The sequence below is a fragment of the Bradyrhizobium sp. CCGUVB4N genome (assembly GCF_024199945.1).
In the GTDB taxonomy this organism is placed as follows: domain Bacteria; phylum Pseudomonadota; class Alphaproteobacteria; order Rhizobiales; family Xanthobacteraceae; genus Bradyrhizobium.
This window is the reverse complement of the sequence record NZ_JANADP010000001.1, coordinates 4,766,691-4,792,602: the sequence shown is the minus strand read 5'-3', so window position 1 is coordinate 4,792,602 and position 25,912 is coordinate 4,766,691. Positions and strand designations below refer to the sequence as shown.

32 protein-coding genes and 1 tRNA gene are annotated in these 25,912 nt (G+C 63.8%); 15 read left to right on the top strand and 18 right to left on the bottom strand.

From position 1 onward, the window contains the following. Positions 1–26 precede the first annotated feature (26 nt). Both NLM31_RS21890 and NLM31_RS21885 read right to left on the bottom strand, forming a co-directional pair. On the bottom strand, positions 27–500 hold the full coding sequence (locus NLM31_RS21890; RefSeq protein WP_254193619.1) for a hypothetical protein: 474 nt from the start codon (positions 498–500) through the stop codon (positions 27–29). Positions 501–693: 193 nt separating this feature from the next. Continuing rightward, a complete protein-coding gene (locus NLM31_RS21885; protein WP_254193618.1) occupies positions 694–1,122 on the bottom strand; it encodes a hydrogenase in 429 nt (142 codons plus the stop codon). Positions 1,123–1,308: 186 nt separating this feature from the next. On the opposite strand from NLM31_RS21885, the gene NLM31_RS21880 reads away from it, so the two are divergent. Both NLM31_RS21880 and NLM31_RS21875 read left to right on the top strand, forming a co-directional pair. Continuing rightward, positions 1,309–1,761, top strand: coding sequence for a VOC family protein (locus tag NLM31_RS21880; RefSeq protein ID WP_254193617.1), 453 nt, complete (start codon positions 1,309–1,311; stop codon positions 1,759–1,761). Positions 1,762–2,080: 319 nt separating this feature from the next. Further along, the gene (locus NLM31_RS21875; RefSeq protein ID WP_254193616.1) at positions 2,081–2,719 is read left to right on the top strand and encodes a glutathione S-transferase family protein; all 639 of its coding nucleotides are present in this window, start codon (positions 2,081–2,083) and stop codon (positions 2,717–2,719) included. A gap of 132 nt (positions 2,720–2,851) precedes the next feature. On the opposite strand, the gene NLM31_RS21870 is transcribed toward NLM31_RS21875, so the two are convergent. From NLM31_RS21870 to NLM31_RS21860, 3 genes are read right to left on the bottom strand one after another with little or no spacing between them, the layout of a single operon-like run. Then, positions 2,852–3,019: a hypothetical protein gene (locus NLM31_RS21870; RefSeq protein WP_254193615.1), complete on the bottom strand. Its 168-nt coding sequence runs from the start codon at positions 3,017–3,019 to the stop codon at positions 2,852–2,854. A 7-nt stretch (positions 3,020–3,026) separates the two neighbouring features. Beyond that, positions 3,027–3,269, bottom strand: a complete 243-nt coding sequence (locus NLM31_RS21865) for a porin (RefSeq protein WP_254193614.1) — start codon at positions 3,267–3,269, stop codon at positions 3,027–3,029. Positions 3,270–3,315: 46 nt separating this feature from the next. Further along, a complete protein-coding gene (locus tag NLM31_RS21860; RefSeq protein ID WP_254131310.1) occupies positions 3,316–3,570 on the bottom strand; it encodes a PilZ domain-containing protein in 255 nt (84 codons plus the stop codon). Positions 3,571–3,799: 229 nt separating this feature from the next. On the opposite strand from NLM31_RS21860, the gene NLM31_RS21855 reads away from it, so the two are divergent. Then, positions 3,800–3,874 (top strand) — tRNA-Glu (locus NLM31_RS21855). Between the two features lie 16 nt (positions 3,875–3,890). Here NLM31_RS21855 and NLM31_RS21850 read toward each other — a convergent pair. From NLM31_RS21850 to NLM31_RS21840, 3 genes are all read right to left on the bottom strand, one after another. Next, entirely contained in the window at positions 3,891–5,540 is a 1,650-nt protein-coding gene (locus tag NLM31_RS21850) for a hypothetical protein (RefSeq protein WP_254193613.1), read from the bottom strand. A 20-nt stretch (positions 5,541–5,560) separates the two neighbouring features. Beyond that, positions 5,561–7,012, bottom strand: a complete 1,452-nt coding sequence (locus NLM31_RS21845; RefSeq protein WP_254193612.1) for a glycosyltransferase — start codon at positions 7,010–7,012, stop codon at positions 5,561–5,563. Positions 7,013–7,272: 260 nt separating this feature from the next. Further along, the gene (locus NLM31_RS21840) at positions 7,273–8,349 is read right to left on the bottom strand and encodes an acyltransferase (RefSeq protein ID WP_254193611.1); all 1,077 of its coding nucleotides are present in this window, start codon (positions 8,347–8,349) and stop codon (positions 7,273–7,275) included. Between the two features lie 212 nt (positions 8,350–8,561). Here NLM31_RS21840 and NLM31_RS21835 point away from each other — a divergent pair, with 212 nt between their 5' ends. The 7 genes from NLM31_RS21835 to NLM31_RS21805 all read left to right on the top strand — a co-directional run bounded on the left by NLM31_RS21835 (position 8,562) and on the right by NLM31_RS21805 (position 14,441). Next, complete coding sequence (locus NLM31_RS21835; RefSeq protein WP_254193610.1) at positions 8,562–9,230, top strand: hypothetical protein; 669 nt, start codon at positions 8,562–8,564, stop codon at positions 9,228–9,230. 123 nt (positions 9,231–9,353) lie between these two features. Beyond that, a complete protein-coding gene (locus NLM31_RS21830; protein ID WP_148778603.1) occupies positions 9,354–9,560 on the top strand; it encodes a hypothetical protein in 207 nt (68 codons plus the stop codon). A 254-nt stretch (positions 9,561–9,814) separates the two neighbouring features. Continuing rightward, a complete protein-coding gene (locus NLM31_RS21825; RefSeq protein WP_254131305.1) occupies positions 9,815–10,441 on the top strand; it encodes a PilZ domain-containing protein in 627 nt (208 codons plus the stop codon). Positions 10,442–10,555: 114 nt separating this feature from the next. Further along, positions 10,556–10,813 (top strand): hypothetical protein, encoded by a 258-nt coding sequence (locus tag NLM31_RS21820; protein ID WP_254193609.1) that lies wholly within the window; start codon positions 10,556–10,558, stop codon positions 10,811–10,813. 620 nt (positions 10,814–11,433) lie between these two features. Continuing rightward, positions 11,434–12,474, top strand: a complete 1,041-nt coding sequence (locus NLM31_RS21815; protein ID WP_254131303.1) for a PrsW family intramembrane metalloprotease — start codon at positions 11,434–11,436, stop codon at positions 12,472–12,474. Between the two features lie 69 nt (positions 12,475–12,543). Further along, complete coding sequence (locus NLM31_RS21810; protein WP_254131302.1) at positions 12,544–13,122, top strand: HdeD family acid-resistance protein; 579 nt, start codon at positions 12,544–12,546, stop codon at positions 13,120–13,122. A gap of 233 nt (positions 13,123–13,355) precedes the next feature. After that, the gene (locus tag NLM31_RS21805) at positions 13,356–14,441 is read left to right on the top strand and encodes a 3-deoxy-7-phosphoheptulonate synthase (protein ID WP_283044025.1); all 1,086 of its coding nucleotides are present in this window, start codon (positions 13,356–13,358) and stop codon (positions 14,439–14,441) included. A 63-nt stretch (positions 14,442–14,504) separates the two neighbouring features. Here the strand turns inward: NLM31_RS21805 and NLM31_RS21800 are convergent, their stop codons facing one another. Genes NLM31_RS21800 through epmA form a run of 3 tightly spaced genes read right to left on the bottom strand, consistent with a single transcriptional unit; the run spans position 14,505 to position 16,955 of the window. Continuing rightward, the gene (locus tag NLM31_RS21800; RefSeq protein ID WP_254131301.1) at positions 14,505–14,759 is read right to left on the bottom strand and encodes a hypothetical protein; all 255 of its coding nucleotides are present in this window, start codon (positions 14,757–14,759) and stop codon (positions 14,505–14,507) included. A gap of 40 nt (positions 14,760–14,799) precedes the next feature. Further along, positions 14,800–15,894 (bottom strand): lysine-2,3-aminomutase-like protein, encoded by a 1,095-nt coding sequence (locus tag NLM31_RS21795; protein ID WP_254193608.1) that lies wholly within the window; start codon positions 15,892–15,894, stop codon positions 14,800–14,802. Next, on the bottom strand, positions 15,891–16,955 hold the full coding sequence (epmA, locus tag NLM31_RS21790) for an EF-P lysine aminoacylase EpmA (protein WP_254193607.1): 1,065 nt from the start codon (positions 16,953–16,955) through the stop codon (positions 15,891–15,893). The genes NLM31_RS21795 and epmA overlap by 4 nt, the downstream gene beginning before the upstream one ends. Before the next feature lie 162 nt (positions 16,956–17,117). On the opposite strand from epmA, the gene efp reads away from it, so the two are divergent. The 3 genes from efp to NLM31_RS21775 all read left to right on the top strand — a co-directional run bounded on the left by efp (position 17,118) and on the right by NLM31_RS21775 (position 20,398). Next, positions 17,118–17,684: an elongation factor P gene (gene efp, locus NLM31_RS21785; protein ID WP_234682817.1), complete on the top strand. Its 567-nt coding sequence runs from the start codon at positions 17,118–17,120 to the stop codon at positions 17,682–17,684. A gap of 23 nt (positions 17,685–17,707) precedes the next feature. Further along, a complete protein-coding gene (locus NLM31_RS21780) occupies positions 17,708–19,321 on the top strand; it encodes a M23 family metallopeptidase (protein WP_254193606.1) in 1,614 nt (537 codons plus the stop codon). Between the two features lie 168 nt (positions 19,322–19,489). After that, positions 19,490–20,398 (top strand): amino acid ABC transporter substrate-binding protein, encoded by a 909-nt coding sequence (locus tag NLM31_RS21775; RefSeq protein WP_254131297.1) that lies wholly within the window; start codon positions 19,490–19,492, stop codon positions 20,396–20,398. A gap of 48 nt (positions 20,399–20,446) precedes the next feature. Here NLM31_RS21775 and NLM31_RS21770 read toward each other — a convergent pair whose 3' ends face one another. After that, positions 20,447–20,950, bottom strand: a complete 504-nt coding sequence (locus tag NLM31_RS21770) for a cupin domain-containing protein (protein ID WP_254193605.1) — start codon at positions 20,948–20,950, stop codon at positions 20,447–20,449. Positions 20,951–20,971: 21 nt separating this feature from the next. Further along, positions 20,972–21,451 carry a carboxymuconolactone decarboxylase family protein gene (locus NLM31_RS21765; RefSeq protein WP_254193604.1) on the bottom strand — a complete coding sequence of 160 codons (480 nt, stop codon included), beginning with the start codon at positions 21,449–21,451 and terminating at the stop codon, positions 20,972–20,974. A 57-nt stretch (positions 21,452–21,508) separates the two neighbouring features. On the opposite strand from NLM31_RS21765, the gene NLM31_RS21760 reads away from it, so the two are divergent. Continuing rightward, entirely contained in the window at positions 21,509–22,030 is a 522-nt protein-coding gene (locus tag NLM31_RS21760) for a MarR family winged helix-turn-helix transcriptional regulator (RefSeq protein WP_254193603.1), read from the top strand. On the opposite strand, the gene NLM31_RS21755 is transcribed toward NLM31_RS21760, so the two are convergent. The 3 genes from NLM31_RS21755 to NLM31_RS21745 form a co-directional block, all read right to left on the bottom strand. Next, a complete protein-coding gene (locus NLM31_RS21755; RefSeq protein WP_254193602.1) occupies positions 22,027–22,191 on the bottom strand; it encodes a hypothetical protein in 165 nt (54 codons plus the stop codon). The two genes, NLM31_RS21760 and NLM31_RS21755, sit on opposite strands and share 4 nt — an antisense overlap. A 75-nt stretch (positions 22,192–22,266) precedes the next feature. After that, positions 22,267–22,518, bottom strand: coding sequence for a hypothetical protein (locus NLM31_RS21750; RefSeq protein ID WP_254193601.1), 252 nt, complete (start codon positions 22,516–22,518; stop codon positions 22,267–22,269). A 57-nt stretch (positions 22,519–22,575) separates the two neighbouring features. Further along, positions 22,576–22,836 (bottom strand): hypothetical protein, encoded by a 261-nt coding sequence (locus NLM31_RS21745; protein WP_254193600.1) that lies wholly within the window; start codon positions 22,834–22,836, stop codon positions 22,576–22,578. A gap of 136 nt (positions 22,837–22,972) precedes the next feature. On the opposite strand from NLM31_RS21745, the gene NLM31_RS21740 reads away from it, so the two are divergent. Continuing rightward, positions 22,973–24,205 carry a lytic murein transglycosylase gene (locus NLM31_RS21740; protein WP_254193599.1) on the top strand — a complete coding sequence of 411 codons (1,233 nt, stop codon included), beginning with the start codon at positions 22,973–22,975 and terminating at the stop codon, positions 24,203–24,205. 6 nt (positions 24,206–24,211) lie between these two features. On the opposite strand, the gene NLM31_RS21735 is transcribed toward NLM31_RS21740, so the two are convergent. After that, the gene (locus tag NLM31_RS21735) at positions 24,212–25,003 is read right to left on the bottom strand and encodes an aldolase (protein WP_254193598.1); all 792 of its coding nucleotides are present in this window, start codon (positions 25,001–25,003) and stop codon (positions 24,212–24,214) included. Between the two features lie 96 nt (positions 25,004–25,099). Next, positions 25,100–25,909 carry an SDR family NAD(P)-dependent oxidoreductase gene (locus tag NLM31_RS21730; protein ID WP_254193597.1) on the bottom strand — a complete coding sequence of 270 codons (810 nt, stop codon included), beginning with the start codon at positions 25,907–25,909 and terminating at the stop codon, positions 25,100–25,102. Between the last annotated feature and the right edge of the window lie 3 nt (positions 25,910–25,912).

Sequence of the window (25,912 nt, the reverse complement as noted above, 5' to 3'; positions counted from 1 at the left end):
CCAAAGTTTGCAGCACCGAGGCCAGCCTACTCCTGGGTCTCTTTTGAACCCTTTTTTCCTCTTTGTAGCCGGAAGTTGAACCCTCCGCCCTGAGAGTTTAGAATTTTTTCCCACTCCTTCGACATCTGGGAAACCAAGTCCCGTCGCTGCTTTGCTAAGTCGGCAAGTGCTTCCGGTGTCGGCACTCCCCCGTGCTCATATATGAATTGAAGTCGGATTCCTTCGAGCTCTGCCTTCATTCGGTCTTGCCATCCCTGCGCTTTGACGCAATGGAGAGTCTGAGTGAGCACAGACGCGATAGTTGTTGCGCCTCCAAGAACTCCCGCAGTTATCGAGTAGCCCACCGCGCCTGCAAAGAGCGAGAGAATTCCGCAGATGGCGGAAGAGATCACAATGGACTGATATAATCCCGCATCTTTCGTGTAGGCCCAACTGTGCTTCGCGATGAGGGCTTCCACCTCAGTCAAAAATGTTGCCGACAGATTATCTTGGTCCGCCACGGTCGCCCCCGAGAATCACTGCTCCTTGTAATATACCTTGAGTTGCAATCATAATCTGTAGGTTCGAGGAATTACGGTGACAGTGCACTAAACTCTCACGATGGCCGACTTCTGCGACTTCGAATAATGCTTAGCGGAAGCAGCAATTCGTTGCACTCCGCAATTCCGTATTGAGTCAGTGCCCCTTGTCGCTTCACTCCGGCTTTGCGGTGCTCCGCAACCCAATCATGAGCAAGACGACAGCCAGAATGATGGCCAAACCGATGAACATGAATCCGCCGGTGATCATGGCCTCCTTCCAGGGCGCGGCTTCATGCCCTACCGCCGTGATGGGCGAGAGCGCGGCCGTCCCAAGCACGGCAGCCGACGTCGTTACGATCCAATTGCCGTATGTTCCGACGAGCAGCGCCCAATATGCCACGGCTTTTGTTCGCGCCGATAGCCTGACCTCGTTCCAGATGGCGCCGACCGCCAGCAAGAACGTGCCATTCATCACGCCCTCCAGATGAGCGGCCAGCGCCATCCTCACATTGGTGAAATGCTGCTCGGCCAGCCCTGTCAGCAATCCGATCAGAAACAAGGCCGCGCCATGCCAGAGGAGCCTTCGCTTCTCATCCGCCATAAGCTTCCCCTCCAATCGCGAACGTTGAATCACCGCACTCTATGCCAGGCCGCAGCGAACGGCAGCCCACATGGCTCCTCACGCACATTTGCCCCCGCCCCCTGCCCCTCCCGTCCTTTTCCTGCTATCTCTCCCCCGCCATCCCGGCCCAAAGCAAAACCCCATCCGTTCAAGGGAGCAACAACCATGCGTTATCTCCACACCATGCTGCGCGTGCGCAATCTCGATGTCGCGCTGAAGTTTTACCAGGATGCGCTGGGGCTGAAGGAGGTGCGGCGGATCGAGAACGACAAGGGGCGCTTCACGCTCGTGTTCCTGTGCTCGTCTGATGATCTCGAGGCGCTGAAGACGCAGCCGCAGACGCGTGGCGCGCCGCTGGTCGAGCTCACCTACAACTGGGACGAGGAGACGTACGGCGAGGACCGGTTCTTCGGCCATCTCGCCTATGAGGTCGACGACATCTACGCCACCTGCGCGAAGCTGCAAAAGGCCGGCGTCACCATCAACCGGCCGCCGCGCGACGGCAACATGGCCTTCGTGCGCTCGCCCGATCTGCACTCGATCGAGATCCTGCAGAAGGGCGAGCCGAAAGCGCCGGCCGAGCCGTGGGCGTCGATGCCGAATACCGGCCACTGGTAGGGCTTTTACCGTAGGAACCAGCGCCCACCCGGCGCGTTCTCCCTTCAACAAGGCGATTGGAGGAGGACGCAATGGGACGAGGAATATTGCTGTGGCTGCTGGGTGTCCCTATCCCGGTGATCATTCTGTTGTGGCTGTTCTTCGGCCATTGATCTCCGCGCAAACGCATCTTGCGTTTGTCGCGTCGGCTTACTCTGCAAGGAAAGCTTCGCCTCCGGCGGAGCTTTTTGCATGAGGGGCTCACGGCAATGCGCATCGCTCCAGGCCGCGATTTCCGCTATCACCCGCGCAACGTCAAAAACCGCTGCGGGAGGATTTCATGCCGGACCAAAAACTGACGATCTGGGGCCGCGCCAATTCGGTCAACGTGCAGAAGGTGCTGTGGTGCCTGACCGAGCTCTCCCTGCCCTACGAGCGCATCGACGCCGGCATGGCCTACGGCAAGACCCGCGAGGCCGGCTATCTCGCGATGAACCCCAATGCGCGCGTGCCGACGCTGGTCGAGGGCGATTATGCGCTGTGGGAATCCAATTCGATCATGCGCTATCTCTGCATGGCGCATGGGCGCGGCACGCCGATCTATCCGGAGCCGCCGAAGAAGCGCGCCGGCGTCGACCGCTGGCTCGACTGGACGCTGTCGATGGTGCAGCCGGTCGATCGCCCGGTGTTCTGGGGCATCGTGCGCACGCCGCCTGCCGAGCGCGACATGATCAAGATCCAGAGGGATGCTGATGCGGCCGCCGAGGTCTGGGCCATCGCCGACCACCATCTGGCCTCGCGCACCTTCATCGAAGGCGACCAGTTCACGATCGCCGATATCGCGATCGGTTGCTACGCGCGGCGCTGGCTCGGCGTCGAGGGGATCACCCGTCCGGCGCAGCCGAACCTGACGCGGTGGCTCGCCGCGCTCGCCAAGCGGCCCGGATTTGCGCAGCACGTGGCGCCGCCGATGTCGTGAAGCCGCTGACGCGGCTTAAGCCGTGGTGAGAGCACGCACAATCGCGCGGGCCGCGCAAACCGCCCGCGCCTGACGTCTCTCTTGATGGCTACTGTGCATGGGGTTGTTTTCGCGTTTTTGTTGAAGGGCGCGTCAGCGCCAGCCGCGCTCGACCATCACGACGACCACGATCAGCACCAGCGTGACCACCGCGGTGGCGAGCTTGGCCGTCCATGAGAGCCCGCGTCCGACCCACCACAACAGCGCGCAATACATCAGCGCGGGGACGAGCAGATCGAGCCGCAGCAGGTCCTGAGACATCTGTCCCTCAGCGCCCGGTCACGGTGTCGACCCTGACCGAGCCGCCGATCTTCGCGCAGGTGCCCTCGACCATCATGAAGCCCCGGCCATAGGCGGCGCAGGCATTGGCCTTGCTGGCAGCCCCCGTGGCGCTCTTCAGCGGCAGGGTCTTGCCCGACTGGGGCTGCTCGGTCGGCGGCAGGCGCAGCGTCTCGGCTCCGGCTGCGGAGGTCGTCGCGAGTGAGATCAGGACGAGGACGGAAAGGCGCATGCCCGCCTTGTAACCCGGACCCGGGCCAGGCGCTATCGGGCGGCCGTCAGAGGAACTTGATGCCGGCCGACTTGCCGCGGCGCCAGACCACCTGGCAGCTCCGCCCGGTCCGGGCGTCGCGCGCAAACGCCATCCGGATCACGCCGGGCAGCTGGCTCGCATCCTCATCCATGGTGATCTTGGCGCCCGAGGCCGAGATGTCCTGGACCAGGCAATGCCGCGCCGCGAATCCGCCCTCGAGCGTGATCCAGGCGTGCTGCGACAGCATTTTGCGGGCTGCGCGCTTCTTGGGCTGTGGCATCGGCGAAAGATATCTCCCGCCCCAGCGCTAGCCCAGGGAACCCTAAGAAACGATTGAAATCGCCGCCCGCACGATCCCGGGGCAGGCTATCCACCGGGCCCAAAAGAGCGTTCCGGAACGGCTTGCCCACGGGCCCAAAGGCCACTATACGTTCGCCCGCTGCAAGCCGCCGGGCACGACTCGGACCGGCCAGCGGGCCTGTCGCCACATGCGGCCCGGCCTTGCGTTTGCTCCCTTCGTCTATCGGTTAGGACGCCACCCTTTCACGGTGGAGAGAGCGGTTCGATTCCGCTAGGGAGCGCCAAGCAGCGCCCATCCCCTCACCGCTCGCCCAGGAAGCTCTCGCGCACCTTCGTGCAGGCGAGCCCGACGGTATAGACGTGGATCCCTTCGATCACGCAATGGTCCGGATGGAACGCCAGCAGTCCGATCGAATTGTCCTCGTTCAGTTCCCACGGTGAGCGGACGACGATGCAGGGATAGTCCGCGGCGAGCTTGGCGTAGCTGGTGGCGCGAAAATTGGTCTTCAGGACGTGCGTGTAGGTGTTGTGGTCCAGCAGGGCGACCGCGAAGGCGTGCTCATAGGCAACCGAGAACCTCTCCCGCATCGCCTGGTCGCCCCAGAGCTGCAAGGTCATGTCCCAGCCGTGATTCATGTCGTTCTCCGGCGCTCCCACGAACATGCCGGAGACGTTGGCGCAGGCCGGCCCCGCCGCGACCACGGCTTTCGAGAGCCTGGCCCCGATCGCATTCGAGGCAGAGGCCTGCAGCGCGACTGTCCTCGCGTCGATCAGCGTCACCGCGGCCGTCACGGCACATAGGCCGCCCGCAAGCAGGCTCAGCGCCGCCGACGGGACCGCGGGGGCCAGGCGCCTGATCTGCACCACGACCAGGACGAGAACACCGCCCGTCAGGGCCCACGACGCCATCATGTAATGCAGCGCGAAATGCTTCGACGTCGCCACGAGGTAGGCCGCAAAGACCAGGGCGGCAGCGCTGAGCGTGAGGCTGACCGGATCGCGCCAGTCGCGCGTCCTGATGCACCAGGCCAGCGCCGCAGCAGCGGCTGCGATGTAGGCACCCGCCGCGAGCGGTCCGGCCGTGATGATCTCGCGCATGTTCGACCAGAACGTCGCGAAGTCGATGAATCCGGTCTCGCCCTCGCCGTAATGTCCCTTGTGGGTTGCGATCTGCACCAGCCATCCGAACCCGCGCGTGATCGTTCCGGGATTGAAGACGAGACTGAAGGCAACGAAGCCGATCGCCCCGGTGAGCAAGGAGGCGACGAACGCCCGCCGGTTTCTGAGCAGGCATACGGCGAACAGCGCCTGCGGCAGGTAGAGATATTTGGTCGCGAAGCCGAGCGCGAATATCAATCCGGACATGACGCCGAGGCTGGTCGCCGGCGGTCGCGCGTCGAGCGCAGCCTTGAGCACGATCGCCATGCCGAATAGCGCGATCGCGACCATGAGGCTTTCCGGGGCGAGCACCGTCTGAAAATGAAACGCATCGGGATGAACGAACGCGCCCGCCTGAAACAGCATCGCAGCAATGGCACTGCGCGTGGTCCGGCCGACGATGAGCCCGCCTGCCAGCAACGCGCCCGAGAGCACCAGCGCCTCGCAAGTCCGCGCCGCGAAGGTGATCGCATCGTAGTGCTTGAGCCCGAACGCAACGATATCGTCAGGCCGGGCGACCAAGGCCCAGCCCCTGATGACCAGTTCGACGAGCAGCGTCGTCGTCGTTCCCGGATGATCGAATTTCAGCGAGCCATATCCGGCCGCCGCCACCAGGCCGTTCATGGTGTAGGCCGATTCCGGATCAACCTGAACACCCCAGACCGCCTGCCAGGCCGAATAGAGCAACGTCGCCGCCAGATACAATGTCGGCACGATCAGGATCAGCGACGTTCTGACCCTCCCGCTCACGCGCGTGTCGGGAAAAGCGCGATCGGCTGACATCATCGGCATCGAACCGTGGCTTCCACGGCCTAGATCGCCTTGATCTTGAGAAAGGCGAAAGCCACCATCTTCAACAGCATCCAGCCATGACGAAACCTCGAGATCTGGGTTTCGCCATAAGTGCGTGCGGCATAGCGGATCGGAAGATCCACCGATTTCAGATTAAGCTTCGAGGCGCCGAAGATCAGGTCGAAATCGCCGAATGGATCGAAATCGCCGAAATAGGCCTTGCCGGCCTTCAGACGCTGATAGTCGCTCCGGCGCAGAACCTTGGTGCCGCACAGCGTGTCCGTATAGCGCTGGTTGAGCAGCCAGGAGAACAGATAGGAAAAGATCTTGTTGGCGATCAGGTTGAGGAAGCGCATCGCGCCCTCGTCCATGGGATAGACCAGGCGCGATCCGTTGACGAACTCGCCCTTGCCCGACAGCAGCGCCTCGACGAATTTCGGAATCTGTTCCGGCGGCATGGTCAGATCGGCATCCAGAATGATCAGCACGTCGCCGCGTGCCGCGTCGAATGCGGTGAAGACGGCATCGGCCTTGCCCTTGCCCGGCTGGCGCATCACCTTGATGTCCCTGGAGGGATACGCCTGCTTGACCCGCTCCATCTCCTCGAAGGTGCCGTCCTGGCTGTGGCCTTCGATGAAGATGATCTCGATGTCGCGGCAGAAGTCGGGCATCCGCAGGACGGCCGGCTCGATATTGCCGCGCTCGTTGCGCGCCGGCACCACGACGGTGGCGGAGCAAAACTCCTCCCTCGCCCTGCGGCTCGAGCGCGCGACCATATAGTGCCGCAGCGCCGCCTGGCGGATCCCCGGCAGCACGCTGACGAAACGATTGAGGAAGCGCCCGAGCCCGAACATCCGGACCGGCGACAGCACGCGCTGCTCGGACTTCACCGGATCGAAGTCCCCAAGTCTCGCGAGGCTGCGCAAGTCGGATGGCGACAGCACGTTCTGATCCGGCTGCGGCATTCGCAGGCCGACAAGCTCGGCCAATTTCAGCACGGGGTACCAGAGATGCGAGAAGTAGCCGATCACCAGCCGCGTATCCCGCGTGCACAGTGGATGCAGCTGTGCGATGAACTTCTGACAATCCTCCAGCGAACCGATCGTATCGAGGACGAGGATATAGTCGAACGGACCTTGCAGCGCTTCCAGCGTCGCGGGGTCTTCGGCATCGCCGACGACGAAGGTGAGATCGGAGTGGCGCTCCCGCGCGATCTCGATCTGCTTGCGACAGAAATCTATTCCGACGCCATGCGATGGCGCGAGGCTCGCGAGCGTGTCGCCAACACCGCATCCGATCTCCAGGACGCGACTTCCCGCCGGGATCAAGAACCGGAGATAGCGTTCATCCTCGTCATGAAAGAAGCTGTTCTTCTCGCGCCAGGCCACGCGGTCCGTGGCGACGCTGTCGGCGTGATCGAGGATGCCTGCTTTTCGCGGAGACAGGCAGTCCGACGTGAGGGTCATGTCCATGACAGGACACAGGCCTCGTCACGCCTGCTCGAACGATAATCTATCGCGACATCAAACAACGCAGCGCGAGGCGCCACAGACACAAAAAAACACATAAAAACAGTTCCCCCGAACCTGCTGCTACTCAAGCGCAACTGCAGCGGGACTTCAACAGGAACGTCATTCGGCGGGCCAGAATTTAAGCCCCCAATCCGGCGACGATCGAATGCTGCCGAGCGCGCCACATCGGCGCGAAGGTCAATGACCGCGCTGCGGATTCCTCAGGTCGTCGTGAAAACCTCACGTCGCCGGTCGCGCCATTTTCGGCTTATCGCGATGAACGGCTCTTCGATGAACCGCTGGGATATCCACGCCATCGGCGTGGTCAAGATCACGCCGATGACAATGCTCAACAGGATCGACAGCAAGGGCCAGCCATCGATGGTGCTGATGCTAACCGCAACGGTCAAGCCGATGATGTGGAAGAGATAGAAGCTGTAGGATATCCGGCCGTAGAAGCCTAGCGCCGGATGATCCAGCCAACGAAAGCCGCGCTGCCGATCCCCAAACGCGATCAACGCAACCAGCAGCCCGGATGAACAGGCTTCGAGCAAAATGATCGGCGCGGTTTGCTTCTGCAGACCGCAATAGAGGAACAGGCCACCCGCCACGACAGCCACCACCATCTGCCGATCGCCGATACGTTCCTCGAGGCGGCGTCCCGAGAAGTGCAGCGCCGCGCCAAGCACGAAAGCATACAAGGGCGCGATGTTCGTGTAGCCGCCGAGCAGGTGCGCATATGGCCCGATGAACGACAACCCGAACAGCACTGCGATCGCCGCGATCAGGACCCGCGAGCCAAATCGCCGTCCGCCCAGGAAAGCCAGAACGATGACCGGAGTTGCGAAACACTCCACCGTCATCGACCACATCGGCCCATTGATGTCGTGCCGGATCATCAGCGCGTTCAGCATCACGTTGAACGGCGAAAAATCGGGTCCCAAGCCCAGATAGAACCCGAATGCCTCGTGAAGCGCGGCCAGCAGCAGCACGACCGCAATCGCCGCCGGAAATAGCCGGAGAATCCTGCGACGCACGAACACCGCGATGTCGTCGTTCCGAGCCAGCGAGCGCGACAGCACGAAGCCGCTCAGCACGAAGAAGAGCACCACCGGCGCCATGCCTGTGACATAGGTGTCGGTGAAGCGTCCGAATGCGTGGTAGCCAACGACAGAGACCGCGGCCAGGCCGCGCAGCGACTCAAGTCTCGGCAGGAATTCGAGTTTTTGAATCACGCTCGTCCCGACATCCAGGGTCTGGATTTCGACGGCTTCTGATCTGGCCGCATCGGTTCGCACTTAGGCACAATACGGCACGCCATGGCAATCTATCGAAATGGGTCCGTCCGCGGACCGGCCTTGATCGCTCGGGAAATCGGGCACCCGTATGATGCGCCGGCAGAATCTGTCCTCCGGCATGAACCTCCCCGGCCCTCAACTCCGACCAACGTCCGAAGGAACCGCCTCGCAGACCGCGATGGCGTCACATCTTGAAGGACCGGGCTCGGCCTATGGAGCAACGCAAGTCCACCGCGAACGGCCCGGCCGGCGCCCCGCCGGCTGCGACCACGCCCCCGGCCTGGATGCGACGTACGTTGCCCTACTCTCCCGACCGACGGGCTAAAATGCTGGAGCACATGGCGCGCGCCAGATCGGTGCCGCAGCCACAAGCTGCGAAGGCGACGGAGCCGACGCACATGAGCGGCTGGGACATTCTCCGCGACGCCTATGGCTACGCCGTCCTGTCGGCGATCATCGCGTTCTTTTTGCAATCGCGCGTGCCGTTTTATCTCGGGGCGTTCATCTTCCTGACCGACGGCGAGCGCGTCGAAGGCGCCCTCGCGACGATGGGGATCCGGTTCGAGCCGGAAGCGATCGGGCCTGACATCGTCAAGGGCTTCGTCTCCCTGTTCGGATGGTTCGCACTGCTCGTGTCGTTGCGGGACTTCGTCCCCGGCTGGCTTGCGGCCTGGATGCCTCCGGCCGAACCGTCCTGGTCTCTCATCGCCGGCATTGCCTTTGCTTTCACCGTCGCCGAAGCGCTCACGACGCGCGCAATGCGGCGCGTATTGCCGTGGTTCGGGCTGGAGATCAGCTCCAACGGCCTGACCTGGGCGGTGATGAAGCTCGCCCTTGCGCTTGGCGTGCTGGCTTTGCTCGCGCTGCACGGCCCTGCCTGAACAGCGACATTCAGCTCGGGCGAAAAACCCGCGTCAGGTCTCCGTAAGCCGGTGCAGCTAGTTTCAAGGCGTCCGATTCACAGACCCCGCCAAACGGCAGGTGGCATTGCCACGCGGTGAGACATGAGCTCCTTGGAGCAGGCGAAGCTGCGACAGATCGCGATCGTGTCGCGCGCGTTGGCACGACAGGACGGCATCGACTATCGGCAAACCTCGAGGGACGAGCGGCATCAGTACCGGCGGGAGGCGATCATCACGCTGCTCGGCAACTGGACCCTCGATGACATCCGCCTCGCCGACGGCATCATCGCCAAATGCAGGAACGGCTGACAGTAAACGCGTGAGCCTCGATTGCTCCGCTTCCGTCGTCGCGCTTCGCGCGATTGCGGACAAGGCGGCCGCAATGACGTGGTTGTGAATGCGCGCGCCCGATAACCGGGACGTTTTGCCGCTTATCCCGGCACATTACCGACCTGCTCATTTACCGGAAATTTACCCCTGCTCCTGAGCGCCGGTATCATTTGCTTAGAATTTGACAGCTACCGTGGAATTACGGAAACAATCAGAAACACGAACTGGCACCCATGTCCGTCGCAGAGTTCCTCAGGCAGCGTGCCGTGGAAGTGAACGTGAGCGGCAGCTATTCGCTGCATCGCTGGTACGATTGCGATGGCAAGCTGCGAAACTTCGCCTGCCGCACCAAGCGCGTTTCACCCTTCCGCATGATCGTGGACGTGCCGGTCGTCGGCAAGATCGGCGAGCGCGTCACCTCCTACTTCCAGGATTTCGGCGAGTTCCAGTGCACCATCAGCGCGACGCTGAAATCGGGCTTCCTGATGGAGCTCGACATGACCCGCGCACGCCGCGCCTGGATGTCGGAAAAGCTGACCTGGCTCGAAAAGAAGCAGAAGGACGACAGCATCCAGGATCTGCGCCGTGACGCGCGCTTTGTCCCGCAGGCCTCACACACATTCCTGACGGTTGCCGACGGCAGCACCCATCCCTGCTTCATCATCGACGTCTCAACGGCCGGCGTCGCGATCTCCTGCGAATACGACCCGCCGATCGGGACCCCGCTTGCGGTCGGCGCCTGCGTTGGCCGCGTCATCCGTAAGTTCGACAATGGCTTTGCGGTGAAGTTCACCGAGAAGCAGCAGCGGGACGACCTCGTCCGCCTGGTCGTACGCCAGGCCGTGCCGCAGCCGGGCTAACGCCGGACAAACGAACCAGATTGCTGCCCTACCGCGGCCCCATTGCGGGATCAGCCTCTGAGGGGTCCGTGCCGCGTGCCGGGCATCATTGCAGGCTTGCGATCGGGGGACCGGATGGCAGTCGACAAGATCACAGTTGATAAGATCACTTGGGACAGGGTCGGCCGGGTCACCGAGCCCGGGCGCTACATGTACACGTTTGGATGGCTCACGATTACGGCCGGTGACCTCGATATCTGGAAACGGTATCCACAAGCCGCCTTCACGCTGCTCACCCACTATTCCGAGCCAGATGAGGCCGTCGGCGAGGAATTCCACCTCGGGGCCTTCGACATCACGCCCGACGCTCCAGCGCCGTTCACCACCCATTGAGGGCGGAAAGCGCAGGCTAGGGCCGCCTTTCGGGAACCGGCGATTCGAACCGGAGCAAGCCGTGCCCGGTGTGAGCCGCCGTTGCACCATGTGCAGGCCTTCTCGGGAACGCATGGCATGCGCGTTGCTTAATCAACGCCATGATCCATATTCCTCCCGCCGACCAGGCCTTCCTGCTGCTGCTCATCGTCTCCTGTCTTGGCACGTGCCTCATACGCGCCATCTGGGAGCTCGAGCAGCTGCGAGCCCGCCGGATCGCATCATCGCCTCGCCGACGCACAACGAAGCGTGATTAGGCGGTCTCATTGGCCGGACGTTGTCCGAACGAGGCCCATCCCGCCTCTGGACTCGCCGCGCGCGCACGTGCATCGTGAATCGAAGAAACCTGCACACTGCCTTGATCTGACTTATCAATCGCGATCCGCTGACCGGCGCGCAGCCGTTATAGTCGACGACGAGGTGGTTCTGTCATGCAATTGATTGCGCTCGTATTCTACACTTTGCGGCCCTGATGAACGCCGGCTGTCGTGCCTGTTAAGCTACGGGACAGCCGGCGCATGACAGATGGTCGCATCCGGAAACGTAGATAAGCGGACCAAGGGAACCTAATTTCGGCGCCGATGTATCTGATTGAAGCTTTACCCACCGTCATCGGGACAGCCGCCATCGCCCCGGCGCTGCTGATGCTGTGGCTTGTCATTGCCGCCGAGGAACGCCCCGGGCCGCCGGCCCAGGTCTGGACCGCGTTCCTGCTTGGCGCGGCCAGCATCTCGCTGCTGGGTCTCGCCCGGGCCCCCTTCGCCAAGATGGTTGCGGCGCCCGACAATCCCTGGACGGCGCTTGTGATGCATTCGGTCTTCGGCGTCGCGCTGCCCGAGGAGGCCGTGAAGGTGATCGCCATCGTGCTGATCTCCTCGACCAAGCGGCGGACCTTCGCCAACCCCATGGACACCGTGGTCTACGGCGCCGCCGTCGGCCTCGGCTTCGCGGCTTACGAGAACCTCGCCTACCTGGTGCAGCATGCCGAGATGTGGCGGTCGCTGGCGGCGCTGCGCAGCGTTCTCACCGTGCCGTTCCACGGCGCGCTCGGCATCATCGCGGGCGCCTATCTCACGATCGCCCGGGCCGGCACGGCGCTGGGCGCAAACCGCCATCACCGCGACTGGGCCCGTCTCTCCAGCCGGTTGTTGATTTTCGCGGGCCCGCTCGCACTGCACGCGGCGTTCGACTTCCCGCTGCTCACGCTCCAGCGCATGCCCGATCTCGATCCGACAATCCGGATGTGGCTGGGCGGGGCAAGCCTTCTGATCGGCTTCAGCTCGATCGCTTTTGCCATGCGCCTGGTGCGTCGCGTCGCGCGCCACCACGCGCCCCGCACCGATATCGCGCGGGAGCGGCTCAGCCAGCTGCGCCGGATGTGGGCGCTCTGGCTCGCCGGCGGCGGTGTCGGCTTCCTCGGCCTCGCTTTCGTGCTGACCTCGATCCATCACTGGCTCATCAACCCCGAGCGCAATCTGACGCTGGCCCTGATCCCGATCGGCTTCGTCTCGATCCTGCTCGGCCTTGCGCTGCTGGTGGTCACGACCGCGATCTACGTCCTCGGCCGCAACCGCATCCGCACCACTGGTGAGGGTTTTTCGTCAGCGCACGGAGGCGGTTGATCCGCAGGATGGCAAGCGTGGAATGTGCGTACTAGATTGGGCGCACGTCGTTCGATCCGGAGCTAGCCGATGACTTCGCCTGAGGAATTTTCGCGGCTGCAATCGGCAATGAGCCAGGCGGTAAAGGCGCATTGGAGGGCCTTTCTGTTCGAAGGCATTCTGCTCGCCGCTCTCGGCATCGCCGCGCTGATCCTGCCGCCGCTCGCCAGTCTCGCCATCACGATTCTTCTCGGCTGGATGTTCCTGGTCAGCGGTATCGGCGGATTGATCGTGACCTATTGGGCGCGCGCCACGCCGGGCTTCTGGTGGTCGCTGATCTCGGCGGCGCTGGCGGTGCTCGCCGGCATGCTGCTGTTGGCCCGCCCGATGCAGGCCGTGCTGACGCTGACCATCGTGCTCGGCGCCTATTTCCTCGCCGAGGGTGTCACCACCATCATGTACGCGCTGGAGCACCGCCGCGAGCTGAGCGGCCGCTGGTCGTGGTTGCTGATCTCAGGCCTCGTCGACATCGCGATCGCGTTCATGGTGATCGCGGGACTGCCGAGTTCGGCGGAATGGGCCATCGGCGTGCTGGTCGGCATCAACCTGTTGTTCGGCGGCGCCACCCTGATCGGGGTGGCCCTGGCGGCACGCAAAAGCAACACCTGAGCCGCCTCGTCGCACCGGCGCCGATTGGGGGGTGACAAGGCGCCAACGGCAAGCTATATGAGCGACCATGATCACCGTCGCCACCAGCTTTTATTGGTACTTTAGCTACGACAGCTCGCTGGCGGCAGGAGGATCGCGCTCAATCTGAAATATTGAAGCAAACGTCCGAACAGCCGCCAGACCTGGCGGCTTTTTTATTGGCCGGCAGGTTCTCAACATGACAGGAGCCCGCCGTGCTGAGCACGACCGACGATCTTCGTATCCGCGAACTGAAAGAGCTAAGCACGCCTGAGGACGTGATGCGGGAGGTCCCGCGCACCCTCACGGCCACCCGTGTGGTGATGGCGGCGCGCAACGCGATCCATGCCATCCTCAGCGGCCAGGACGACCGGCTTCTGGTCGTTGTCGGCCCCTGCTCGGTGCATGATCCCAAAGCCGCGCTCGAATATGCCGAGCGCCTCGCCGCCCTGCGCGAGGATCTGGCCGACCAGCTCGAGATCGTGATGCGGGTCTATTTCGAGAAGCCGCGCACCACGGTCGGCTGGAAGGGCCTGATCAACGACCCCGATCTGGACGGCAGCTTCGACATCAACAAGGGCCTGCGGCTCGCACGCAACGTGCTCTCGGCCATCAACAATCTCGGCCTGCCCGCCGGCACTGAATTCCTCGACATGACGACGCCGCAATACATCGCCGACCTCGTCTCCTGGGCCGCGATCGGCGCGCGCACGACCGAGAGCCAGATCCATCGCGAGCTGGCCTCGGGACTGTCCTGCCCGGTCGGGTTCAAGAACGGTACCGACGGCAATGTCCGCATCGCAGCCGACGCCGTGAAGTCGGCCTCGCACCCGCATCATTTCATGGCGGTCACCAAGCTCGGCCGCTCGGCGATCGCCTCGACCGCAGGCAACGAGGACTGCCACATCATCCTGCGCGGCGGAGCCAAGCCGAACTACGATGCCGCAAGCGTCGCCGCGGCCTGCAACGACCTCGCGAAATCCGGCGTCGCGCCGCTGGTGATGGTGGATGCGAGCCACGCCAATTCGAGCAAGAAGCCGGAAAATCAGCCGCTGGTCACGGCCGATATCGCCGGCCAGATCTCGGGCGGCGAGAACCGCATCATGGGCGTGATGATCGAGAGCAATCTCGTCGCCGGCCGCCAGGACGTGGTGCCGGGCAAGCCCCTGACCTACGGCCAGAGCATCACCGACGGGTGCATTGATTGGGCAACGACGGCAAATGTGCTCGAGCAGCTCGCCGATGCGGTCGAGATCCGGCGCAACACCGCGCGCGCCGGACTGCACGAGCGCTCCGCCTAAGCGGGGCCACAGGTGGGCGGGGCGATGCTGTTCGCGTCCTGCCCACCGCGCCGCACTTGCGGCCTAGCAGCCGCGGCAGATGCTCTTGATTTTCTTGTCGAGCAGAGCGTCTTCCTTGTTCACGGGATTGTTCGGATCGCTCAGATTCTTCTCGTTCGGCACGTCGCCGGCGCGCGGCTGACGATGTCCGATGGGCGCTTGCGGCAACGTTCCGGACGTTGCGCCGCTTGACGTCGACGACCCCTTGGTGCCGGTCTGCGCCATCGCCGCACCGCCGAGCAAGACCACGAGCGATGCAGCCACCATGATCTTCTTCATGTCCGATCCTCCATTCCTCAAACCGGCGTTCTCTGACCGCTCAGGTCTCGGGCGGATAGAGATGGACGTCGCCGCAATAGTCGACGATACGATAGCGCGTTTCGGAGGCCGCATCACGTGCATCGGCTGCGGTATTTTGCTCCGCCAACACATAATTCGGCCCGACCGGCGACTTGCCGGCGCCGCCGGGAATGTCGATGACATAGTCCGGCTGACACAACCCTGACACCCGCCCTCGCAACTGCCGCATTAAATCCTGCCCCTGCGCGAGCGTCGTTCGCAAATGCACGGTGCCCGGCGCGAGATCGCCGTGATGCAGATAATAGGGCTTGATCCGGCATTCGACGAAAGCTCGCATCAAATCAGACAAAGCCGCGACGGTGTCATTGACGCCGCGCAAAAGCACGGACTGGCTCACCAGGGGAATTCCGGCATCGACGAGCCGCGCGCAGGCGGCCTGTGCCGGCCCGGTCAATTCGCGCGCATGGTTGGCATGCACGGCGACCCAGGTGGTCGCGCCCTCGACCTTCAGCGCCGCAACCATCTCGTCGCTGATCCGCGCCGGATCGGCGACGGGCACACGGGTGTGCAGACGGATGATCTTGACATGATCGATGCCGGCAAGATCGGCCATGATCTCGCTCATCCGGCGCGGCGACAGCATCAGCGGATCGCCGCCGGTCAGGATCACCTCCCAGATCTCGCTATGCGCGCGGATATAATCGATCGCGGCGCGGTAGGCACTGTCCGACAGAGCGTTCTCCTTGCCGGGTCCGACCATCTCGCGGCGGAAGCAGAAGCGGCAATAGACCGCGCAGACGTGAACGAGCTTGAACAGCACGCGATCGGGATAGCGATGTACGATGCCCTGGACCGGCGAGTGCGGGTGATCGCCGATCGGATCGGCGTTCTCGCCCGGTTGCGTCTGCAGCTCGGCGGCGGTCGGAACGAACTGCCGCGCGATCGGGTCTTCGGGATCCGTTTTGTCGATCAACTCGACCAGCGCCGGCGTGATCGCCACCGCATAGCGCGCAGCGACGCGCTCGAGCGCGGGCAGCGCCGTCGCAGGCGCGAGATCTGCAGCCACGAGCTCGGCCGGCTCACGCAAGGTGCGTGCAAGATTGGTCTTCGTCATTTTCCACTTAACGTTTCATTTGCAGGCGGTGTCCACACCACCTGATCAATCCTTGTTGCACCGCTCGCCAGCATCACCAGTCGGTCGAAGCCGAGCGCGACACCGCTCGCCTCCGGCATTTGGGCGACCGCAGCCAAGAAGTCTTCGTCCAGCGGATAGGCCTCGCCGTAGCGGCGCTGCTTCTCCGCCATGGATTCCGTGAAGCGCTTGCGCTGTTCCTCGGCGTCGGTCAATTCGCCAAAGCCGTTGGCGAGCTCGACGCCGCAGGCATAGACCTCGAACCGTTCCGCGACCCTCGGATCGTCCGCCTTGACCCGCGCCAGCGCCGCCTCTGGAGATGGGTACTCGAACAGAATGGTCAAACGCCCCTGCCCCAGATGCGGCTCGACATGCTCGACCAGGACCTTGCTGAAGATGTCAGACCAGGTGTCGTCCTCGGCGACGCGAACCTTGCCGGCGGCCGCCTGGGCGAGCGCCGCACGGTTACCCTCGTTGCCCGAGATTGTCGACAGCAGGTCGAGGCCGGCGAAGCGCTCGAAGGCGCAAGCCACCGTCAGCAGCTCCGGCTCGGCGAAGGGGTCCGCGGTCCGGCCCCGGAACGCGAAGGTCCCGATCCCGGTCGCCTGCGCGGCGTGGGCGATCACCACGACCGTGTCGGCCATGATGGCATCATAGGGGGCGCCCGCCCGGTACCATTCCAGCATGGTGAATTCGGGCAGATGCAGGTCGCCGCGCTCGCGGTCGCGGAACACCCGTGCGAACTCGAAAATCCGCTCCTCGCCGGCCGCCAGCAGCTTCTTGCAGGCGAATTCGGGCGATGTTCGCAGGTATCGGCTGATCCGGCTGCCATCGGGCCGGATGATCTCGGTCCGGGGGGCGTGCAGATGGGTCTCGTTGCCCGGAGAGACCTGGAGCACCGAGGTTTCGACCTCGACAAAGCCCTGCTCGGCGAAAAAGCCCCTGAGAGACCCGGTAATGGCCCCCCTGGCCTGGAGAAACGGCCGCCGGTCGAGGTGCCGGCTGGGCACCCAGAACGGCGAAATCGGCTTGTCCCCAGCCATTAACCGACCACCCCCTGAGCCAGCAAAGTGCTGGCATCCAACGGCAAAATCAGTATGTTGCGGCCCGAAACGGGCGCCGAGGTCTGATTTGAGGCCCCAAGTCCCCCATCGATTTGACCACGTCCTGGCCTGAGCCGGGCCAAGCAAGCAGGAAATATAGCTTTGAGAGTCATCGCCAGTTCTATTCGCAAGGGCAACGTGATCGAGCAAGACGGCAAGCTCTATGTCGTCGTGAGCGCCGAGAACATCCATCCCGGCAAGGGCACGCCGGTCAGCCAGATCGAAATGCGCCGAATCTCGGACGGGGTAAAGATCTCCGAGCGCTACAAGACCACCGATCAGGTCGAAAAGGCCACGATCGAAGAGCGCAACTTCACCTTCCTTTACGAAGACGGCGACGGCTTCCACTTCATGAACCCTGAGACCTACGACCAGGTCCAGGTCTCTAAGGACGTGGTCGGCGACGCGGCCGCCTATCTTCAGCCAGAGATGATGGTCAAGCTGTCGACCCACGACGTCAACGTGGTCTCGCTCGCGTTGCCGCAGCGCGTGACGCTGGAAGTGGTCGAGACCGAGCCCGTGACCAAGGGCCAGACCGCCTCGTCCTCCTACAAGCCCGCGGTGCTCTCCAACGGCATCCGCACCACCGTGCCGCCGCACATCGCCGTCGGCACCCGCATCGTGGTGATGACCGAAGACGGCTCCTACTCCGAGCGCGCCAAGGACTAGGCAAGGGATCGAGGATCGGACAGGTGCCGCCGGGGGGCGAGACAGTGGGTAGGAAGGCTTTCTGCTTCGTCTCGCTTTTTCTGGCGTCGCTTTCGCTCTCCTTGGCAACGCCGCTCGCCGCGGACGAATTCCGCAGCCCCTCACTCACAGCCCTGCGCGTCGATTGGCGCGCAGCGCTCGACCAGCTCCGCACCGAAATAAACAGCCGCCCACAGGTCGCAGGCGATTTCATCTTCGTGCCGCGCCGCTCGGTGCCGCGCTACGATCCGCGCGCCACGCCGGCGCTGGTGCAGCTCAACGCGGTCTCCTCGCTGTTCTTCACCGGCATTGCCCGCAGCTCCGTACCCGTGCTGCTTCCGTTCGATGCCGCCGCCTATCTCGAGGCGCAACGCACCGGCGCACAGGCGCTGCCGCGCTACCAGGCCGATTTCAGCCCCGCCGACATGTTCGACGCCGGTCCCGCCGGCTACAGCGCGACGTTCTCGCTCGAGCCCGGCGCCGGCGACGGCATGCCGTCGCGCACCTTCGCAAAGCCCGTCGAGGTGCAGATCACCGGATCGGCGCTCGTCTATGACATCGCTGATCCCGCCGGCGGCAAGGGCGAGCCGGTGAAGCCGCTGGCGGCGATTTATCCGGACCTGCGCAAATTCATCCGCGAAGGCTATGTGCGCTATGCCTTCACGCGCTTCGGCGCCGCCTATGTGGTGTCGATCCAGTGCCTGGACAGCGTCGCGAAGCCGCGGCGGCTCGCCTGCAAGGAGGCCTATCCCGTTGCCGAGCGCTTCCTGAAGGCATTGCACGTCGCCGGCGGGCAACGCACGCGGCCACTGATGGACGTTGCCTCCGATCTGATCGATCGCCCGATCGCACGTTCAGCGGATTTCAGCTACCGGCCGAGCGGCGACATCATCCCGAACACCGGCTATCGCAAGCAGGGCGGCCATCCCGATCCGATGGCCTATGCGCAGATCCGCTTTCCGCTCGAGAAGGCGCCCGCCTTCGTGCATTCGCAATCCTACGCCAAGCGCGACAAGGACGATCGCCCGACCGCCTATCCGTGGCGCGACAATTTCTGCGAGTCACGCAGCTTCGAAGTCTGGCAGTGCGGCGGCGGCTATGGCCACCAGGGCGAGGACATCCGCGCGGCCGACTGCCCCTCGCCGGGTGACGGCCGCGACCCCTGCGATCCCAAACAGCGCGGCGTCGTTGCCGTTCGCGACGCCACGGTGATCCGTGCCTCCAAGGATCAGGCCGCGACGCTCGAGGTCAACAGCCGCACCGAGCACATCCGCTTCCGCTACATGCACATGAATCCGCAGGCGTTGAACGCCGACGGCATTCTCAACGGCCGCATCGTCACCGAGGGCGAGAAGATCGGCGTGATCTCCAACTACCTTGACCACCCCGCCGGCACGTCGATGCACCTGCATTTCGACGTCCAGGTGTTCACCCGCGACGGCTGGATCTGGGTCAGCCCCTACGTCACGCTGGTTTCGGCCTATGAACGCCTGATCCGCGCCCGCGGCCGCGAGGTCGGGCCGGAGATCGCAAGCTCGCCGCAGCCGGTCGCACACGCGCTGCCCGAGGATGTGATCAAACCCGATCAGCGCGAGGGATCGAGCAGCGAAGAGAATTGACGCGCTGCTCGCGCCGGCCATGTGGCTCGGACGCGTGTGTTGATGACACGCCAATGACAGCCCTGCAGGCTTGGCCAAGCCTGATCCCGCCGGCTCCCCCATGACCTGATCTTCTCTGGCCCCAGACTTGCTTGGCGTCCGCAGCCAAACAGGATGAAGGGGAAGCTCATGCGTTATCTCACCACGGCGGCTATTCTCGCCGTCGCTTTCGCCATACCGGTTCAAGCGGAAGAATTGAGCGGCACGCTGAAGAAGATCAAGGACACCGGCGCGATCACCCTCGGGATACGCGACAGTGCGGTGCCCTTCAGCTACATCGACGACAAGCAGAAGATCGTCGGCTACGCCGTCGACATCTGCATGAAGATCGTCGACGAGATCAAGACCGAGCTCAAGCTGGACAAGCTCGAGGTCAACGAGACCATCGTCACCTCATCCACCCGCATTCCACTGATGGCGAACGGCACGGTCGATCTCGAGTGCGGCTCGACGACCAACAACGCCGACCGCCAAAAGCAGGTGTGGTTCACCAATACCCATTTTCTCACGGCGAGCCGTTTCGTGTCCAAGAAGGCGCTGAAGCTCGACCAGGTCGATGATCTCAAAGGAAAGGCGGTCGTCTCGGTCTCCGGCACGACCAACATCACCCAGCTCAACAAGGCCAACGCCGCCCGCTCGCTCGGCATCACCGTGATGAGCGCCAAGGACGTCCCAGAGGCCTTCCTGATGGTCGAGACCGACCGCGCCGTGGCCTTCGTCATGGACGACATCCAGCTTGCGGCCATGATCGCCTCGTCAAAGGATCCGTCGCTCTATGCCATCAGCACCGGCGCATTTTCCGATCCGGAGCCCTATGGCATCATGCTCCGCAAGGACGACGTGCCGTTCAAGGCGGTGGTCGATCGCGCAACGGCCAAGCTCTACAAGAGCCCCGAGATCGAGAAGATCTACAACAGATGGTTCATGGAGTCGGTGCCCCCGCGCGGCCTCAACTTCCATGTCCCGATGCCGGCCTCGCTGAAGAAATCGTTCGAGAGCCCGTCGGACAATCCCGATCCTGCGTCTTACGGGGGCTGAGGACGGCTTGAGGACCCGGATGACGAAGGGTCATCCGGGTTACCGGCTTTACTCCAGAAACGTCGTCAGCTGCGCGCCCTCGTCAGCCACGAATACGGCGATCAGTTCAGCCGGCTCGGTGGTGCTGGCGTTGGCAGAGACCAGATGCGTCGCGCCCGGCGGCTCGAAGAAGGATTGGCCGACACCGAACGTCTCGACCGGGCCGCCGCCGAGCTGGGAGCGGATCTCGCCTTTGGTGATATAGGCCGTCACCGAGCCGGCATGCCGGTGCGGCCGCGAAAACCCGCCGGGACCGTAGAACACGCGCACGATGGTGACGCGCTTGCCCGGTACGTTGGGCAATGCGTATGAGCCGATCGGCTCGACCTTGTCGAGCGGCGAGCTTTCCGCGGCGGTGGCGCAGAGCGGCGCCAGTGCGCCTGATACCTTGTCCATCGTCACCGGCAGCACCTTGCCGATCGCAAGCGCGCAGACGAGGCCGCCGACGACGGCCAGCGCCATCGAGCGCAATGGCACAGGGCGCGGCATGGTGACCAAATTCATTGCAGTCATGGCAACCTCCCCTCGTTGCAATCAGGACGCCGCGGCATTCGCCGCGACCGGCCGCTTCGTTGGCGTCCAGCGATAGGCCGCACCAAACCGGTTCCAGACGTTGATCGAGGCGATTGCCGACGTCAGGTACATCAGCTCGGTCTCCGAGAATTCACGCTGTACCTCTGCGTAAACCTCGTCGCCGAAGCCGTCGGGAAGCAAGGTCAACGCCTCAGCCCAGGCTAATGCCGCACGCTCGCGCGCCGAGTAGATCGGTGCCTCGCGCCAGACCGCGATCAGATGGAGCTTGTCCGCGGGTATGCCAAGCCGCTCCGAGAGGAGGATATGATGCTGCACACAGAACGCGCAACCATTGATCTGCGAGGCGCGCAGCTTGGCGAGCTCGAGCAGCTGCTTGTCGAGGCCGGCCTTGGCCGCAACCTGGCCCAGCGCCAGCACCAGATCATACGCGTCCGGAGCAATTCTCTTGAAATCCTCGTACTCGCTGCGGGCGTGTGACATTGCCGTTCACCTCGTGCTATTATAAGACTGCTTACATCTTATAAGAGCTCTTATATTATGCGCAAGTCGGCGACCATCACGAAATCGAAACCGGCGAAGGGATCCAGGCAGGAGGCTGCGGTGCACGTGCCCGCCCCCGGCGAAGGCAAGCGCGGCGAGCAAGGCTATCTCGGCTATCTCTTGCGTCAGGCCCACGCCGCGGTGCGGCTGAAGATGGAACGCACGCTGGCTGATCTCGGTGTGACCTCGCCGCAATTCGCCGTGCTGACCATGCTGAACGCCTATCCCGGACTCTCGGGCGCCGACGTCGCCCGCCTCACCTTCCTGACGCCGCAGACCGTCGGCGTCATCATCCGCAACCTCGAGCGCGACGGCGCGATCCTGATGACGCCGCATCCCGTCCACGGCCGCATTCAGCAATGGACGCTGACGCCGCGTGGCGCGACGCTGCTCAAGGCATGCCGGGACCGTGTGCTCGAACTGGAGAAGCGTCTGGTGACAGGGCTCGACGGCAAGGCTGAAGTCACCGTCCGCCGTTGGCTTGCGGGCGTCGCGGCCGATCTGCAGGACGAGGCCTAGTCGCCTCCTCCGTCGCCATCCCCGAAATCGCCGAAGCCGAAGTCGCCGTCCCCCTGAATGCCGCGGCCGAAATTCTCCGCGATGATCATCATGACCACGACCAACAGCCCCGCGCCGAACGGCCAGGGATTGGAACGGATGATGTCGAACAGCTCCCGCATGCGCGCATGATACGCAGATGGAAGCGAACCGACCGTAAAAGGACAGGCTTAAAGTTGGGGATTTGGGAGGCCGGCCTAGCCACCCTTCAACACTTTCTTAACCTCGCTGTCGGGCCAGGTCCCGCCTGCCCGAATGACCCGGACGCGACTTCGGTCCGCAGCATTGACCAGCACGTGCGAACTGATCCGGTCTGCGCTCGGCTCCAGATGCAAATCCGTTTCGGGTTTCCAGCTCAGCGTCGCCGCGAGATCTCCTGGAAAAATTTGCCAGCACGATCCGTCGTCGAGCTCGACAACATGGCTTTCCGCGTGCGCGCGTATCTTCATTCCACCCCGAAATCTTGTTGGAGGTAGGCCCTGGCGTTCGGCCAGGGCCCCGCTCCGTCAATCGTTGTCGTGATGAATCACGGTCTTGCTGCGGTTGCCGAATTCATCTTCCTTCTTGATCACCGTGGTGCGGTCGGCGGGCGCGCGCTCCTTGATGACGGTGGTGCGATCACGATCACGATCGCGGTCGCGATATTCGTGGGACTCGCCGACCGTCACGCCGGCGCCGACCGGGCCGACATGAACACCGACTTCATCTGCGAACGCAGGGGCCGCGATAGCCGTAACCACCGCAGCGGCGAACAGATACTTCCTCATCTCATCCTCCTCCAATGTCGTGCGGAGGGAATGCGGGACTGCGACACTTTGTTCCGGAGCACGTGACGCCGAAAGCCTGTTCCTCCTGTTCCGGGAACCGGCTCACAGGCGCCACGTTTCCAGCTACAATGGCCACATGAAACACGCTGATTCCTCGGCCACTCGCATCACCCGCCGCGCCGTGCTCCAATCCACGCTGGCCGCTGCCGCTCTGTTCGCAGCCCCGGCGAGCGTCTTCGCGTCGCCGCCCGGCTTCGACGAATGGCGCGAAGGTTTTCGCGCACGCGCGATGGCCAAAGGCATTTCAGCCGCGACCTGGCAGCGTGCGATGGCGCGGGTCGAGCCCGACATGAGCGTCTTCAAGCAGATGCGCAACCAGCCCGAATTCCACGAGCAGGTCTGGCAATACATCAACCGCCGCGTCTCGGACTGGCGCATCATCAACGGCAAGATCGCACTCAAGAACAACGAGGCATTGCTTGCGCGGATCGAACGCGATTTCGGCGTCGAGCGCGGCACGCTGCTGGCGCTGTGGGGCGTGGAATCCGCCTACGGCGATCCGCTGGTGCAGCAGAACCACATGACGCCGGTGTTTCCCTCGCTCGCCGCACTTGCCTGGAACGAGCCGCGCCGCAAGGCCTATTGGGAGACCGAGCTGATCAATGCGCTGCGCATCGTCGACAAGGGCTGGAGCACGCCCGAGGAGATGCAGGGATCCTGGGCCGGCGCGATGGGCCATTCGCAATGGATGCCGGAAGTCTGGCTCAATGTCGGCATCGACTATGACGGCGACGGCAAGGTGTCTCCGTTCGGCAAGCCTGACGACGCGTTGGGATCGACGGCAAAGTACCTCGTCAATCGCGGCAAATGGCATCGCGGCGAGCATTGGGGCTACGAGGTGCGCACATCCGGCGAGATGAGCGGCAGCCGCACCTATGCGGCGTGGCAGGCGGCGGGCGTCACCCGCGCCGACGGCCAGCCATTCCCGCAGCCGAACGCATCAGCGCAGATGTGGACACCTGTCGCGGGCGGGCCGACGTTCCTGCTGGGGCCGAATTTCTATTCGGTGAAGAGCTACAATCCCTCGATGAACTACGCGCTCGCGATCTGCCATCTCGGCGACCGCTGTCTGGGTGCGCCGCCCTTCATTCAGCCCTTCCCCGGCTCCGAGCGCGTGCTCACGCTCGCCGAGGTGCAGGAGATGCAGACGCGGCTGACCAAGGCCGGCTTTGATACCGGCGGCACCGACGGCCGCGTCGGCAACGACACCATGAAGGCGATCAAGGATTTCCAGCAGCGCGCCGGGATCGCGCCCGCCGATGGCTACGGCGGGCTGAAGGTGCTGGCGAAGCTGCGGCAGGGATCGTAGACGGCCTCAGTGCCGGTACTGCGGCTCTTCCGCATCGAGCTGGCGGCGGATCGCAGCGAGGTGCAGCCGCGCGGATTCGGAATCGCCTTCGCGCATCTGGTTGTAGGTCGCAGCTGCAATCGCGGGATCGACCGGCAGAACTTTCCGTCCCGTCGACATCGCCAGCACCTGCACCTCGGCGGCACGCTCGAGGTAGTAGAGATCGTCCCAGGCTTCCGCAATCGTCGGCGCCAGCACCATCACGCCGTGATGCTTCATGAAGACGATGTCGGCATCCCCGACAGCTGATGCGATGCGCGCGCCTTCGCCGTTGTCGAGCGCAAGGCCGTTGTAATCGCGGTCGACCGCTGTGCGGCCGTAGAACTTCAGCGCGGTTTGCCCGGCCCAGATCAGGGGATCGCCCTCGGTCATCGACAACGCCGTGGCGTAGGGCATGTGGGTGTGGAACGCGACCTTGGCGCGCGGCAAGCGCTTGTGCATCTCGGCGTGGATGTAGAACGCGGTCGCCTCGGGCTCGCCTTCGCCATCGAGCACGTGGCCGTGGAAATCGCAGATCAGAAGCTTCGACGCCGTCAGCTCGCGGAAGGCGTAGCCGTAGGGGTTGACCAGGAAGAGATCGTCATGGCCGGGCACCACGGCCGAGAAATGATTGCAGATGCCCTCCTCGAAACCATTGCGTGCGGCCATTCGGAAGCAGGCGGCGAGATCCTCGCGCGCCGTGCGGATCGCATCGGTCGCGAGGTCCGGCCGGTTCGAGCGAGCGGCCGCTGGTGAGGAGGCATGAAGGCTATGCGCCATGGCGAAGGAGACCTCTATTAGGCATGAGACGGCCGCGTTTTACAGGGCCTGCGCCTGCGCGTCAGCCCCTGCGGCCGCCACCCTGCCCTGCGCCTCTCACGCCCGCCGTGGCACGCCCCCGGCATTCATGCCGCCGTCGATCACGAGCTCGCTGCCGGTGACGTAACGCGAGGCATCCGAGGCCAGATACAGCACGCCGGAGGCGATCTCCGCGGCCTGGCCGGCACGGGCAAGCGGGGTTGCGACCTTGGCGCGCTCCTCCGGATCGATCGGTGCATTCTGGCCGGCGCCGGAGGCCCCGGTCGGAATCTTGCCCCAGATCGGCGTGTCGATGATGCCGGGATGCACCGAGTTGACGCGGATGCCGTCGCCGGCCGCCGCGCACTCCATCGCGATCGATTTGGCGAACAGCCGTACGCCGCCCTTGGTCAGTGAATAGGCCGAGAGGCCCGGCGCGCCGCGCAGGCCCGCCAGCGAAGACATCATGACAATCGAGCCGCCGCCGGTCTTGCGCATCAAGGGCAGACAATGCTTCACCGAGAGAAACACGCCGTCGAGATTGATCGCATTCTGCTTGCGCCAGTCCGAGAGCGTCATGTCGGTGATCGAGGGCACGGCAATGCCGATACCGGCATTGGAGACCATGATGTCGAGCCGGCCGTAGCGCGTCGCGACCTCGGCGACGATCTCGATCCAGCGCTCCTCGCTGGTGACATCCTGGTCCAGGAAGATCGTCTTGCCGCCGGCTTTTGTCACTCGCGTGGCGAGCTCGGGCCCGCGGAGCTCATCGATGTCGGTGATGACAACAGTCGCGCCTTCGCGCGCCAACAGCTCGACAATCGCCTCGCCAATGCCGGATGCGCCGCCTGTGACCAGTGCGACCTTGCCCTCAACCTGTCCTGCCATGTT

Coding starts and splice junctions, on each gene's coding strand:
- NLM31_RS21885 (WP_254193618.1), bottom strand. CDS start 1,122: ATGGCGGATGAGAAGCGAAGGCTCCTCTGGCATGGCGCGGCCTTGTTT.
- NLM31_RS21880 (WP_254193617.1), top strand. CDS start 1,309: ATGCGTTATCTCCACACCATGCTGCGCGTGCGCAATCTCGATGTCGCG.
- NLM31_RS21875 (WP_254193616.1), top strand. CDS start 2,081: ATGCCGGACCAAAAACTGACGATCTGGGGCCGCGCCAATTCGGTCAAC.
- NLM31_RS21870 (WP_254193615.1), bottom strand. CDS start 3,019: ATGTCTCAGGACCTGCTGCGGCTCGATCTGCTCGTCCCCGCGCTGATG.
- NLM31_RS21865 (WP_254193614.1), bottom strand. CDS start 3,269: ATGCGCCTTTCCGTCCTCGTCCTGATCTCACTCGCGACGACCTCCGCA.
- NLM31_RS21860 (WP_254131310.1), bottom strand. CDS start 3,570: ATGCCACAGCCCAAGAAGCGCGCAGCCCGCAAAATGCTGTCGCAGCAC.
- NLM31_RS21850 (WP_254193613.1), bottom strand. CDS start 5,540: ATGCCGATGATGTCAGCCGATCGCGCTTTTCCCGACACGCGCGTGAGC.
- NLM31_RS21845 (WP_254193612.1), bottom strand. CDS start 7,012: ATGGACATGACCCTCACGTCGGACTGCCTGTCTCCGCGAAAAGCAGGC.
- NLM31_RS21835 (WP_254193610.1), top strand. CDS start 8,562: ATGGAGCAACGCAAGTCCACCGCGAACGGCCCGGCCGGCGCCCCGCCG.
- NLM31_RS21830 (WP_148778603.1), top strand. CDS start 9,354: ATGAGCTCCTTGGAGCAGGCGAAGCTGCGACAGATCGCGATCGTGTCG.
- NLM31_RS21825 (WP_254131305.1), top strand. CDS start 9,815: ATGTCCGTCGCAGAGTTCCTCAGGCAGCGTGCCGTGGAAGTGAACGTG.
- NLM31_RS21820 (WP_254193609.1), top strand. CDS start 10,556: ATGGCAGTCGACAAGATCACAGTTGATAAGATCACTTGGGACAGGGTC.
- NLM31_RS21815 (WP_254131303.1), top strand. CDS start 11,434: ATGTATCTGATTGAAGCTTTACCCACCGTCATCGGGACAGCCGCCATC.
- NLM31_RS21810 (WP_254131302.1), top strand. CDS start 12,544: ATGACTTCGCCTGAGGAATTTTCGCGGCTGCAATCGGCAATGAGCCAG.
- NLM31_RS21800 (WP_254131301.1), bottom strand. CDS start 14,759: ATGAAGAAGATCATGGTGGCTGCATCGCTCGTGGTCTTGCTCGGCGGT.
- NLM31_RS21795 (WP_254193608.1), bottom strand. CDS start 15,894: ATGACGAAGACCAATCTTGCACGCACCTTGCGTGAGCCGGCCGAGCTC.
- epmA (WP_254193607.1), bottom strand. CDS start 16,955: ATGGCTGGGGACAAGCCGATTTCGCCGTTCTGGGTGCCCAGCCGGCAC.
- NLM31_RS21775 (WP_254131297.1), top strand. CDS start 19,490: ATGCGTTATCTCACCACGGCGGCTATTCTCGCCGTCGCTTTCGCCATA.
- NLM31_RS21770 (WP_254193605.1), bottom strand. CDS start 20,950: ATGACTGCAATGAATTTGGTCACCATGCCGCGCCCTGTGCCATTGCGC.
- NLM31_RS21765 (WP_254193604.1), bottom strand. CDS start 21,451: ATGTCACACGCCCGCAGCGAGTACGAGGATTTCAAGAGAATTGCTCCG.
- NLM31_RS21760 (WP_254193603.1), top strand. CDS start 21,509: ATGCGCAAGTCGGCGACCATCACGAAATCGAAACCGGCGAAGGGATCC.
- NLM31_RS21755 (WP_254193602.1), bottom strand. CDS start 22,191: ATGCGGGAGCTGTTCGACATCATCCGTTCCAATCCCTGGCCGTTCGGC.
- NLM31_RS21750 (WP_254193601.1), bottom strand. CDS start 22,518: ATGAAGATACGCGCGCACGCGGAAAGCCATGTTGTCGAGCTCGACGAC.
- NLM31_RS21745 (WP_254193600.1), bottom strand. CDS start 22,836: ATGAGGAAGTATCTGTTCGCCGCTGCGGTGGTTACGGCTATCGCGGCC.
- NLM31_RS21740 (WP_254193599.1), top strand. CDS start 22,973: ATGAAACACGCTGATTCCTCGGCCACTCGCATCACCCGCCGCGCCGTG.
- NLM31_RS21735 (WP_254193598.1), bottom strand. CDS start 25,003: ATGGCGCATAGCCTTCATGCCTCCTCACCAGCGGCCGCTCGCTCGAAC.
- NLM31_RS21730 (WP_254193597.1), bottom strand. CDS start 25,909: ATGGCAGGACAGGTTGAGGGCAAGGTCGCACTGGTCACAGGCGGCGCA.